At 63.5% G+C, this 13408-nt stretch carries 6 protein-coding genes and 1 pseudogene; 6 read left to right on the forward strand and 1 reads right to left on the reverse strand.

Translation table 11 applies throughout. The annotated features are described in order from the left end of the window. Positions 1-19: 19 nt before the first annotated feature. Entirely contained in the window at positions 20-6538 is a 6519-nt protein-coding gene (locus tag EDC35_RS02720; RefSeq protein WP_132975448.1) for an RCC1 domain-containing protein, read from the forward strand. 23 nt (positions 6539-6561) lie between these two features. Here EDC35_RS02720 and EDC35_RS02725 read toward each other — a convergent pair. After that, a pseudogene (locus tag EDC35_RS02725) lies at positions 6562-6843 on the reverse strand (transposase); the annotation flags it as partial. A 96-nt stretch (positions 6844-6939) separates the two neighbouring features. On the opposite strand from EDC35_RS02725, the gene EDC35_RS02730 reads away from it, so the two are divergent. From EDC35_RS02730 to EDC35_RS02750, 5 genes are all read left to right on the forward strand, one after another. Next, complete coding sequence (locus tag EDC35_RS02730; RefSeq protein ID WP_132975450.1) at positions 6940-7227, forward strand: type II toxin-antitoxin system TacA family antitoxin; 288 nt, start codon at positions 6940-6942, stop codon at positions 7225-7227. Then, positions 7224-7715: a GNAT family N-acetyltransferase gene (locus tag EDC35_RS02735; protein ID WP_132975452.1), complete on the forward strand. Its 492-nt coding sequence runs from the start codon at positions 7224-7226 to the stop codon at positions 7713-7715. Before EDC35_RS02730 ends, EDC35_RS02735 begins: the two co-directional genes overlap by 4 nt. Before the next feature lie 195 nt (positions 7716-7910). Beyond that, positions 7911-9110 (forward strand): BtaA family protein, encoded by a 1200-nt coding sequence (locus tag EDC35_RS02740; protein ID WP_132975454.1) that lies wholly within the window; start codon positions 7911-7913, stop codon positions 9108-9110. A 2-nt stretch (positions 9111-9112) separates the two neighbouring features. After that, positions 9113-9871 (forward strand): class I SAM-dependent methyltransferase, encoded by a 759-nt coding sequence (locus EDC35_RS02745; RefSeq protein ID WP_132975456.1) that lies wholly within the window; start codon positions 9113-9115, stop codon positions 9869-9871. A 265-nt stretch (positions 9872-10136) separates the two neighbouring features. Continuing rightward, positions 10137-13355, forward strand: a complete 3219-nt coding sequence (locus EDC35_RS02750; protein WP_165903329.1) for a CHAT domain-containing protein — start codon at positions 10137-10139, stop codon at positions 13353-13355. Positions 13356-13408: the final 53 nt, after the last annotated feature.

A 13408-nucleotide genomic window follows, 5' to 3' on the forward strand; every position in this document is an offset into this window, starting at 1 on the left:
CCGACTCCGGAGCCCACGCATGTCACCGTTCCGCGCCCTTCCCTCACGTATCGCCCTGCTGCTCGGTCTGTTCGTCGGTGCCGTCCATGCCGCCGACTCCTCGGCGCCGATCTCCTGGCGCGATCAGCCTTTGCCGCTGGCACTGGCCGAACGGAGCAACGCGCCGCTAGTCGTTGCAGACTGGCGGACTTGGTTGGGTACTCAATCGCGGTTGCCGCTGAACGTGACCCTGCGCGTTCCGACCGTGGACACGGCAAGCCTTGATGACGCCCAGTGGTCGATCTGGCTCGATGGCCTGGAACGGGAGGCGCAAGGATTGCTCGACGAGTTGCCTGAGCAAGGTGTCGATGTCACCCCGCGTACCACGGACTCGCCCCGGCTCGGATTGCGCGTCGATCTCGCCGGACTGGAGACCTTACTGATGTCGCCCCGTGTGGCAGCGTTAGGATTTGGCGACCACCCCGACCTGACCCGCCTTGCGGCCGGCGCCGCGCACAACCTGTACGTGCAGGGCGACGGGCAGCTCTGGGCCTGGGGCGCCAACGATCACGGGCAACTGGGTGACGGCACCAACACCGACCGCGCATCGCCCGTACACGTATTTGACGATGTGACCGCTGTGGCGGCTGGAGACGTCTACAGCCTTGCACTCAAGTCGGACGGGAGCCTTTGGGCCTGGGGCGCTAACGACCACGGGCAATTGGGCGACGGCACTCACGTCGATCAAGCCACTCCGGTCAATGTGTTGAACGACATAACGGCCATCGCAGCAGGTGCCAATCACGCCTTGGCGCTTGATACGCAGGGCCAGCTCTGGGGCTGGGGAGTCAACGCTCAAGGTCAGATTGGCGATGGGAGCACGGAAGCACGGCCCCGCCCGGTGCGGGTATTGGCCGATGTGGTCGCCATGGCTGGCGGCGGTGCCCATACCCTGGCGCTAAAACCCGACGGCACGCTATGGACCTGGGGGGCCAATGATCGCGGGCAGCTTGGCGACGGTAGCACCACGAACCGCACCCTGCCAATGCGTGTGATGACTGATGTGCTCGCCTTGTCGGCAGGTCGTCGCCACAGCCTCGCACTCACGTCGGATGGTCGGCTGTGGACCTGGGGTGCCAACGAGCGCGGACAACTGGGCTCCGGCAGCACCCAGGACGAAATCACGCCGATCCAGGTCTTGAGCGACGTGACCGCAGCTGCTGCGGGCGCTAATCATAGTCTGGCGCTGACCTCCGACAACCGACTCTGGGCCTGGGGTGCGAATGACCATGGGCAGGTGGGGGGAGGCGCGACCATCGATTTTTGGACTCCGAACGCTATCCTGTCGGATGTCACTGCGAGCGGTGCAGGAAGCGAAGGAAGTATGGCTATTACCGCCGATGGTCGCCTGTGGCTATGGGGAGCAAATGACCACGGTCAACTTGGCGATGGCACTCACAAAGATCGTCACACGCCGGCGGCGTGGAATGAGAACGGGAGTTTTAGTCGATGGTTGGTGGAGCATACTCCCCATATCGGGAACGTGAATACAAGAGTAGGTAGCTTGGGCTGCGACCCCATTCCCAATGGGAGCGGGCTGTATTATCCGTGCATCTCCCAAGCTGAGCGGTCTATCTTGGTCGCCATGGGCTTCCGTGCTCCTAGCTCGCCGGAGGATTGGTGCTACATGACCGGCGCAGGGCAAACAGGAGAAAAATATATACAGTGCACCATCGAAATGATTGAGCCTGATCAACATACACGCATCCAAAAGATCAATTTTGATTCGAGCAATCTAACCGGCTCAATTACCGGCCTCGGTAATCTGAAAAAATTAACAGATTTTTCTTTAGGATATAATCAGCTCACTGGATCTCTTCCAGTAAATCTGCATGAGCTAGATCTAGAAAGATTCAACGTGGCGCTAAATCAGCTTGATGGCTCAATTCCGAGCCTAAAAGGCATGACGAATTTAAGGAGCTTCAATCTAAGCGGCAATAGATTTAAAGACTCGATACCCTCCTTGTCCGGATTGGCAAGCCTAGAGTCATTCGAGGTTGGAGCGAATCAATTGTCGGGAAAAATTCCTCCTTTAATCGGCCTTGTGAATCTTAGATCTTTTGGGGTGGATCTCAACAATCTTGTCGGACCAATACCAGATCTTGCCGGGTTGAAAAATCTGCAATGGTTCGGGGCATCGGTGAATCAGTTGACTGGCCCGATTCCAAGCTTGGCGGGCTTGAGCAATCTGGTCAGTTTCGTGGCGTATAGGAATAAACTCACAGGTCCAATCCCATCTTTGGCCGGTTTGAGCAACCTGTTTCAATTTTCTGTTAACAATAACCAGCTCACCGGTTCTCTACCTGATCTGACTGGCTTGTCGAGCCTCGCGAACTTCGACGTTTCGAACAACCAGCTCAGCGGCCCGATGCCGCTCCCGCCAACCGGCTTATCCGCTGGCACTGTTCATTTCTGCAATAACTTTCTCGAGACGACCGGTTCTGCCGAGGATGATGCTGCTTGGGATGTGCTCGCGGGCCTCACCCCGGTGAACGGCGTCCCCGGTTGGCTCGCCTGTCAGCGAACAGATGGGCTTAAGGTCAGTCGGAGAGGCAAAGGCACGGTAACCAGCAGTCCCGCAGGCATAAATTGCGGAGACGACTGCCGCGAGATCTATCCTGACGGCAGCCTTGTCACCCTGACGGCCACCCCGAACGACAGCCACAGCTTTCGGGGCTGGGGCGGTGACTGCACGGGCGCGGCCAAGAACTGTAAACTCACCATCGCGGGCCCCCAGAACGTGGTCGCAACCTTCAGCAGCGAAAAAAACAACGGTGAGCCGCCCTGCCCGATTGCGAGTGCCGGCAATCCGATCAATACCGCCACCGGCAACAAATTCCAGGCCGAAACCGACTTCATCGCGGCGGAGAAGACCCACCTCGCCCTGCGCCGCTATTACAACAGCCTCGGCACCAGTGGTTCCGCTTTTGGCAGCCATTGGCATAGCACCTGGCATCGCGGGCTGGGCATCAGCTCGGACAATGTCACCGTCACCCGCGCCGATGGACGTCAAGATATTTTTACCAGGAAGGGCAGTGCCTGGGTGGCCGATCCGGACGTTACCAGCAGATTGAGCGGAAATGCTCAGGACGGTTGGATACTTACCACAGCCGATGACATCCAGGAGCGTTACGGCAGCGATGGCCGGCTCTTAAGCCTCACTGACCGTGCCGGACTGACCACCTCCCTAATCTATGACGCGAGTTCACGGCTCACGACGGTCTATGGCCCCTTCGGCCATGCCCTGTATTTCAAATACACGGCTGAAGGCAAGGTCAGCCACATGACAACTCCTGATGGTAAGGTTTATGCCTACGCCTACGATGCCCAAGACAACCTCGTCTCAGTCACCTATCCCGACGCCGAGGTGCGCCGCTACATCTATGAAAACAAGGCCTTCCCCCATGCCCTGACGGGCATTATCGATGAGCGCGGCAACCGCTATGCCACCTTCGCCTACGATGGCCTGGGACGAGCGATTCTCACCGAACATGCTGGCGGCGCTGATCGCACGACAGTGGCTTATGACAGTGATGATTCCGCAACGGTGACCGATCCACGCGGTCATGTACACGGCTTCAAATTCACCAACCAGTTCGACCTGATCAAGCCCATGGCCGTCAGCGGCGCGCCTGTTCAGACCTGTGGCGGTAAAGCCTTGAGTTATGACAACAACGGCTTCCTCGCCAGCCGCACCGACTTCAATGGCAATTCAACCAACTACACCCACAACGCGCGCGGACTGGAGACCCAGCGGGTCGAGGCGGCTGGCACGGCCAAGGCCCGCACCATTCGGACAACCTGGCATCCGAGCTTCCGTTTACCGACCCGCATTGTCGAACCCAACCGCACCACCAGCTTCAGCTACGACAACCGGGGCAACCTGCTGACCAAGAGCATCAGCTCGGCGGGTAAAACGCGCACCTGGCGCTATACCTATGACGATGCATCCCAGCTCATCACCATCGATGGTCCGCGCACCGATGTCGAGGACACCACCCGCTTCACCTACGACGCCAAATTCAATCTCGCCAGCGAGACCAACGCCCTGGGACAGGTCACCCGCTACACGGACTATGACGGCAGCGGCCGCCCCCTGAGCATCACCGACCCCAACGGACTGGTGACCAAGCTGACCTATGACGCACGTGGGCGTCTCAAAACCCGCACCCAAGGCACCGAGACCACGACTCTGACCTATGACGCTGTCGGCAATCTGATCAAGGTCACGTCACCCGACGGATCCTTCATGAGCTACAGCTACGATGCCGCCCATCGCTTGACCGAGAGGAATGACGCGTTGGGCAACCGTCAGATCTACACGTTGGACAAGGCAGGCAACCGCATCAAAGAGCAGACCCTGACTGCCGCCGGGAAGGTGATGCGAACACATACCTCGACCTACGACCAGGTGAATCGACTGCTCAAAACGATCGGCGCCGGAGGCGAGACGACGGCTTATGTCTACGACGAGAACGGCAATCTGACGCAGACCACCGATCCGCTCGGCGCCGTCACCCGGCATGACTACGATGCCCTGAACCGACTCATCGAGACGCTCGACCCGAACGCGGGCACCACTGCATATGGCTACGACGCCAACGACCATCTGACCTCGGTAACCGACCCGCGCAACCTGAAAACCGCCTATGCCTGGGACGGGCTGGACAATGCGCTCGCCGTCACCAGCCCCGATACCGGGAAGACCGCTCGAACCTATGACGCCGCCGGCAACCTCCTGTCCTCGACAGATGCGCGCGGCAAGAAGACCCACTACGCCTGGGACGCACTGAATCGCAAGATCAAGGAAACCTTCGCCGACGGCACGGCCATGACCTGGCAATATGACCAGGGCACGAACGGGATCGGGCATCTGACCAGGCTGACTGACCCGGCGGGCACCACCGCCTGGACCTATGACCGGCATGGCCGCGTGCTGACCCGGAAGCAAACGACGGGCACGGTAACGCTGACGACGCGGTATGGCTATGACGCCTTCGGGCGGCTGGGCAGTCTGACCTATCCGTCAGGCAAGACCCTGACCTTCAGTTACGACGCTGCCGGACAGTTGCGTGACATGACTGCGGGAGGCGCGGCACTGCTGAGCCAGGTGGTTTACCAGCCTTTCGGTTTCGCTTCTGCCTGGAAGCAGGGCAACGGCGCGACCTACCGCCGCACCCTCGACCAAAACGGGCGCATCACGAACATCGATAGCGGCGGCACTCACCCGACCAGCGTTGGCCTGGATTACGACGCCGCCAGCCGCATCGCAGCGATGACCGAAACCGGTCTGGCGGGCAAGGATTTTACTTACGACGCGCTGGGACAACTGACCCGCTACAGCATCGGCAAGAATGCGACCGCCCTCACCTACGACGCCAACGGCAACCGGCTGCAATCCCGCGCCACGGCGGGAACCACGGTCTATACCTATCCAGCGACCAGCAATCGGCTCACGCAGCGATCGGGATTGATCAAAGAAACGAATCAATACGACCCTGCCGGCAATCTGACCAGCGACGGCAAGCGCGCCTACACCTACAACGCACGCGGGCGGCTGGCACAGGTCAAGGTGGGCAGCGTCACGACGACCTACGGCATCAACGGACTGGGACAGCGGGTGAGCAAGCGCGGCGCGGGCGGCTTGGCGGTGTTCGTCTATGACGAATCCGGTCATCTGCTCGGCGAGTATGACGGAACGGGCCGCGTCGTGAAGGAAACCGTGTGGCTGAGCGATACGCCGGTGGCTGTCCTGACCGGAACGGGTGGCAAGGCGGCAGCGTATTACGTCAACGCCAACCATCTCAATGCGCCGCGCAGCATCACCAACCAAAATGGCAAACCGGTCTGGACCTGGGATCCGCTGGCGTTCGGCGATAACCCGCCCAATCAGAATCCGGCGGGGCTGGGCAAATTCGTCTACAACCTCCGGTTTCCGGGGCAGTATTTCGATGCGGAGACGGGGCTGCATTACAACTATTTCCGGGACTATAACCCGAGTCTGGGGCGGTATGTGCAGAGTGATCCGATTGGGTTGGGGGGTGGAATTAATACTTACAGTTATGTATCGAATTCCCCAGTTGGGTCTTCTGATCCACATGGTCTTGCCGATTTGAACCTAGGTTGCAGCATAAGTAGCCAGTTATCTAATCAATGGGAAAGCGATGCTAAAGGGCTCTATGATGTTATGGGCCACAGCAACTCTGGGCACGGTTTTGATCCGCCCTCACATATTCATGATGAACGCGGTGAGAAATGCGATTCTGACTCAGATGAAAATTGGATGACACCGGAGGATCTGGCGAAGGAAATTATTAGCGATCCTAGTTGGGGAGGCAGGCCCGTTCGCTTAATAAGCTGCAGTACAGGAGCCAGTGATTTTGCCCAAAGGTTAGCAAATGCACTAGGGCGACCTGTGATTGCACCAACGAGTGCTGCTGCAAATTTTCCGGGGGGGCCGATAACGCTGCTAGGGGAGTGGAAGCTATTTTGGCCATAGCAAGGTAGATACCGTCTTTCCTGTCAAGCCGCTTTCGTATAATCGGCTTGGTAGGGTGTTTGGTTTTTGAGGACGCCGAAGCACAGATGGACGAGTTTGCGCATCGCGGCTCCGAGCGCGGCCATTTTAGATTTGCCGCGCGCCAACAGGCGTTCGTACAGGGCTTTGACATGTGGGTTGTAACGGATCGCCACGATGGCGGCCATATACAGGATGGCTCGCACCCCGGACGGACCGGCTTTCGAGAGGCGCGGGCGTCCATGCACGGAGGTGCCGGATTGGCGTTCGATGGGCACAACACTGAGGTTCCCTCGGTTTTTCGTCTTTCAAGAATGACATAGACTGTACTGACAGTGACACTACGCCTATACTGCGAGACGGTCACATAGAGAGTTACTGTCATGACTGCAACCAACCTCGTCGCCAAGCGCGACACCCTGAATCTGCGCATCAAGCCCGAAGTGCGCGGCCTGATTGATCGGGCGGCCAAGGCTCAGGGGAAAAACCGCACCGACTTCATTCTCGACGCGGCCCGGAGCGCAGCCGAGGAAGCCCTGCTGGATCGAGCCTTATTGATGGTCGCATCGGACGCCTACGCCGAGTTTGTGGCGCGTCTCGACCGCGCCCCGGCGCCCAATTCGCGCCTACGGAAAACCCTGCAAACCCCGGCTCCCTGGGATGAGTCGTGAGCCTTGCCGCGCCGGAGCCGCTCGCCGCTCATCATGGCACGATAGCCTTTAACTGCGGTGTCGAGAGCCTGGATCACTGGCTCAAACAACGCGCCCTGAAAAATCAGGCCACCGGAGCCTCACGCACCTTCGTCGTCTGCGATGCAAGCCGGGTCGTCGCTTATTACGCCCTGGCCTCCAGCGCCGTGACGGTTGAGATGGCCACTGGCCGTTTGCGGCGCAATATGCCTGATCCCATCCCGGTCGCGGTTCTGGGGCGGCTTGCGGTCGATCAGTCACGGCAAGGCTCCGGGCTGGGGCGTGCCCTGGTGCGTGATGCCTGTTTGCGCGTCATGGCGGCTGCGGATGCCATCGGGATCCGGGGGCTGATCGTCCACGCCCTATCGCCGGACGTGCAAGCGTTTTACGAGCGCGTTGGATTCGCTCCATCTCCTCTCGATCCCATGACGTTGATGGCCACCATCAACGATCTTCGCGAAGGACTGTAAGCAAGGGAAATAATGGGGGACGCATCACGTTTATTTCCGCTGTGGTTCCAATTGCCGAATTCAGGTTGAAGCACACATCGGCAAAAAGCAACGCTCGCCGTCACACCACGGTCACACGCCAGTCACCGGCGGGTCATGAACCATCGTTAGACTCCGGTTCCTTAACGTGCCCTTCGACCCGCTTCGAGATCTGACGTGAAAGCGACCCTCACCCTGCGTGACCGTATCGACCAAGCCGTCTTCAACGCCATCTATACCCGGTCGCTGGTGTACAACACCTGCTGGGAGGATCCGGCGGTGGACCGTCTGGCCCTGAACCTGACCCCGGACGACAGCCTGCTCGTCATCACCAGCGCCGGCTGCAACGTCCTCGACTATGCACTCGCCGGCCCCCGGCGCATTCACGCGGTGGACGCCAATCCGCGCCAGACGGCCCTGCTGGAACTCAAGCTGGCGGGCATCCGTCATCTCGACTTCGCGGACTTTTTCGCCCTCTTCGGCGCTGGCGTCCACGGACGTTTTCGCGAGATCTATCATGACGCACTGCGCGCCGATCTCTCGCCCTTCGCCCAGGACTTCTGGGACGACCGTCTGCAATGGTTCAGCCGGCAGCAGGGCGGACTCTATTTCCAGGGGCTCGCCGGTGTCGTTGCCCGCGCCTTCCATGCCTATCTGAAGGTCCGCCCGCAACTGGCGGCAGGCATCGGGGATCTCTTCCAGGCGCAATCGCTGGAAGAACAGCGCGCCATCTATGACTCCAGGGTGCAGCCGCTGATGTGGGGCTCCGGCATGAACTGGACCCTGTCGCGCCAGCTCACCATGAGCCTGCTCGGGGTTCCCGCCGCCCAGCGCCGCCAGGTGCAGGCGCAGCATCACCAGGGTGTCGCCGGCTTCATCCGCGAGGCCATTGAATATGTGTTCCGCGAACTGCCTGTGTGGAGCAATTATTTCTGGGCCGTCTATATCAACGGGCATTACACCGAGAGCTGCTGCCCCGAATATCTCAAGCGCGACAACTTCCAGGCGCTCAAGACCGGGCGGGCCGATTGCATCGTCCCGCACACCTGCACCGTCACCGCCTTTCTCCAGGCGACCGAAGAACGTCTGTCCCGCTTCGTCCTGCTCGATCACATGGACTGGATGAGTTCCTATTACCCTGAGGCGCTCGCCGAAGAATGGACCGCCATCTTCGACCGCGCCACCCCCGACGCCCGCGTCATCTTTCGCAGCGCCCACGCCGCGCCGGCCTATCTCGATCTGATCGAGGTCGGGCAGCCGCGCGTGCATCTGCGCGAACGCCTGACCTTCCAGGACGAACTGGCGCAGGATCTGCAAAGACAGGATCGGGTTCACACCTACGCCGGCTTCCATGTCGCCGACCTGGTCGGTGCCTGACGATGGGGCTCGGCGATGCGCAAGTCCTGTGGCGGATGGTTCGCGGCCAACCGCGCAGCGGCAGTCTGGCCGAACGGCTGACGGCCTTCTATGGACCTCAGGCCGCCCATTACGATGCCTTCCGTGAACGTCTGCTGCACGGACGCGCGGACTTGATGGCGCGGCTGGCACCCATGCCCGGCGCCCATGTCATCGAACTGGGGGCCGGCACCGGGCGCAACCTGGGCTTTCTGGGTGATCGCCTGTCCGGCCTGGGGCGGGTGGAACTCATCGATCTCTGCCCTGCCCTGCTCGAACAGGCGCGCCAGCGCACACAGGGACTGTCCAACGTCCGGGTGGTGGAGGCCGACGCAGTGACCTACCGCTCCGACCGGCAGGCAGACGTGGTCTATTTTTCCTATTCGCTGACCATGATCCCCGACTGGGAAGGCGCGCTGCGCAATGCGCTCGCCCTGCTCAAACCGGGCGGACAGCTTGGCGTGGTGGATTTCTATGTCTCGGATCCGGAACCGGAATCGGGCCTGGCGCGGCATGGCGCCCTGACCCGCTGGTTCTGGCCGCGCTGGTTCGGTCATGACGGCGTGCATCCCAATCCCGCCCATCTGCGCACCCTGCGCCGTCTGCTGCCAGAGCATACGCTGACCGAGCATCGCGCGCCGGTGCCTTATCTGCCGGGGGTGCGGGTGCCCTATTACATCTTTGTGGGACGGGCGCCCAATCCGAGCAAGATGACACGCAACGCCCGGCCGAGCGGACAATAACAGCGTCTGTTGTTTCCAAAACCATTTCGGCGCGAATGTCCAAGATTCGCCCGCCTCGCCACCGGCGATGTTGCCCGCATTGCCACACCGCCCCAGGGATGGCGGCCTCCCCCGCGATGCGATTGCATCCACAGTATGCTATGTTGGCCATGGCTGCTCACAAACCGCTCCGGCCGCGTCCCAACGCGCGGGGCGACGTCAAAGCGGCTATCGAGCGCACGCCTTCGTAGAGTGTGACCACGCCGACCAGGATGAGGACGCCGTCATGCAGGCCAGTATCGAGCAACTCGGCAGCGACATCTTCTGCCGTTCCCCCCAGACCCGACCGCCGGAACTGCGGCTCGATGCCGCGGCGGCCGGTTCCCTGCTCCAAGACTGGTCGGCGCGCTATGCCAAGGCCGTCCGGGCGGCCGATCCGGGCGAGCTGCTCGCCATCGGCCGCGCGATCTTCGACTGGCTCGACGCCAACGGCTGGGCCTCCGGCTGGGCCGGCGGCACCGGCGGCCGCCTGCTCGAGATCCGGGTGACGGATCCCGGCTCGACCATCGGTCGCGCGCTGCTCGACGCGCCCTGGGAACTGCTCGCCGACCGCAATGATCACCTGGCCGGCGACGCCGTGCAGCTCTTCGAGCTGGTGCGGCGCATCGGCCCGGCCGCCGAGCCGACCAAACCCATCCACAGCGATCTGCAAGTCATCTTCATGGCCGCCGCGCCGGAGGGCCAGAAGATTCTCGACTTCGAGGCCGAAGAGTCCGCCATCCTCGATGCCACCCGGCACTTGCCGCTGCATCTGGTGGTGGAGGAGAGCGGCACGGCCGACCAGCTCGGCGTGCGGCTGAAACTGGACGGACCGTTCGAGGCCCTGCACCTCTCCTGCCACGGCGACATCCACCCCGAGCGCGGCCCCGTGCTGGCGCTCGAGGACGCGGTCGGCGATCTGGCTCCCATGAGCCCGGGCGACCTGGTGCAATGTCTCGGCGACCCCGCCCGCACCCCGCTGGTCTTCCTCTCCGCCTGCCGCACCGCCGAGCAGGACGACGGCGCCCGTGGTTTCGAGCCATTCGTGCGCGAGCTGATCCGCGCCGGCGTGCCCAACGTCATCGGCTGGGACGGCTCGGTCTACGACACGGACGCCATGGCCTTCGCCGAGTGTCTCTACGGCGAGCTGGCCGGGCGCGCGCGCACCCCGCGCGCCGTGGCCAAGGCCCGGCTCGCGCTGCGCCAGACGGCGCGGGACGACCCCCGGCGCGGGAGCCACTGGCACCTGGCCCGGCTCTATCTGGGGCCAGCCGGCGGCGGCGCGCTCGCGGGCAAGGGGCTGCCCAAACGCAGGCTCGCCAGCGAGACCTGCGCGGACCAGTTCCTGGATGGCGAGCGTGGCCAGGTCCCGGTCGCCCGCCGCGCCGAGTTCGTCGGCCGCCGCCGTCAGATCCAGTCCGTGCTGCGCGCCTTCCGCGACGGTTCGGCCGGCGTGCTCGTCCACGGCATGGGCAGCCTCGGCAAGTCCAGCCTGGCCGCGCGCATCGCCAGCCGCCTGACCGGGCACCGCACGGTCGTCATCTTCCTCGGTGCGCCGCACCTTCGCAGCTACGACGCCCTGACCATCCTCGACCGTCTGCTCGAGGCCGTCCCGGTCCAGCAACAGCAACGCCAAGCCGCCCGCGACACCTGGCGCGAGACGGTGCTGGCAGACCCGGGCGCACTGGCCGAGGCACTGGAAGACCTGCTGGAAGGTCCGCTGGACGCCGAGCCCGTGCTGCTGGTCGTCGACGACCTGGAATCCATCCTGGAGACCCCGACGCCATCCGAGCCGCTCACACCCGTCCAGCCGAGCGACCGCATTCCGCTGGCCGCCGTCCTGACCGCCTTCGCCCGCGCGTCGACCGCGTCGCGTCTGCTGCTGACCAGCCGCTACCGCTTCACCCTGCCGGACAGCCGTGGCCGTGACCTGGCCGAGACACTCGACCCTGTCCCGCTGCGCCCGATGGACGGGCTGGAGCGCCGCAAACAGCTCGGCGCCGCCGCGCGCACGGCGAAGACCGCCGAGCTGTCTCCAGGCCAGCAGTCGCTGGTCGAGCGTGCACTCGATGCGGCCGGCGGCAACCCCGGCCTCCAAGCCACGCTGACCAGACCCATCCTGAACGGCGAGGACGCGGTGGCGGAGCAGGCGCTCGCCGCCATCGAGCACTTTCGCCGCGTCGGCACCCCGCCGGCCGAGATCCAGGCGCTGCTGGACGCCGGCACCGCCGGGGACGCGGACAATGCCCTGCTCGCCTTCTTCCGCCGCATGGCCTTCGCGACCTACCGCAAAGCCCTGAGCCCAGACCAGGCACGCATGCTGCGCGCGGCTGGCGTCTTCTCGGAAGACCTGCCGATCCCGCGCCCGGCGCTCCATGCCGCCGGCGCGGCGGACGGGGTCGGCGATCCGCCAGCCGCGCTCGACCGTCTCCTGGCGCTCGGTCTGGCGGACGACTGGGGGCTCAGCGGCGGTATCGACCAGGCCGCCGCCAATCCGCTCGCCCGCCCACTGGAGCCGCCACCGCCACCCGAGCTGGCGGCGAGCATCGCTGCTGCCGCCCTGCCGGCGCTGGACCAGGCCTGGCGCGCTGCCGACGGCGACTTGCCCCAGGACCGGCGATCCTGGGAGCTGACCCGTCTCACGCTCGCCGCCCCCGAGCTGGACACCGGGCTGCTCTGCCGCGCCGCCGAGCCGGCGGCACGCTGGCTGTTCGGCACCGAGCAGGACGCCAGGCGCGCGCAGGCCGAGGTGCTGCGGCCATCCCTGGAGAGGCTCGACGCCTACGGCGCCGAGCCGTCCCATGGTCTCCTGCTGATCGCGGTGGATTGCGCCGAGCGCCTCGGCGACCGCGAGGCCGAGGGGCGAGCGCTCGGGATGATGCGGAGCATCCAGGCCGAGGGTTGGGACGATGCGGGTACCAACCTCTACGTCGCCCGCCAGCAGCAGCGGCTCGGCGATCTGGACAGCGCGCTCCGGTCGTTCGAGTCGGCCGCGCAAGGTTTCCTAGACTCCGGGCGGGAGCGTGAATGGGCGATTGCGCGTGGCCAGATCGCCGACATCCTCCAGGCCCGCGGCAACCTCGACGAGGCCCTGCGCATCCGCACCGAGGAAGAGATCCCCGTCTACGAGCGCCTCGGCGACGTGCGCGCCAAGGCCGTCACCATGGGCCAGATCGCCGACATCCTCCACGCCCGCGGCAACCTCGACGAGGCCCTGCGCATCCGCACCGAGGAACAGCTCCCCGTCTACGAGCGCCTCGGCGACGTGCGCGGGCTACTCGTCTGCCGGACAAATATCGCGCTCGCGCTGCTTGTACGGAGAGCCCGAACGGGTGATGGAAAGGACGCCGCGGAGGCCAATGATCTGCTTTGCCGAGCCCTTGCCGATGCCCGCCGGTTGCGGCTCCCCGAGGCCGGTCAGATCGAGCAGATCCTGTCCCAAGTCGGTATGGCGTGCGGCGATTGATCCAATCGCCATAGGTGCCCGAGAGAAGGCGGGCGGGCCGATGCTGAGTGTCC

Origin of the sequence: Thiobaca trueperi (assembly GCF_004342175.1) — a bacterium.
Classification (GTDB): Bacteria; Pseudomonadota; Gammaproteobacteria; order Chromatiales; family Chromatiaceae; genus Thiobaca; species Thiobaca trueperi.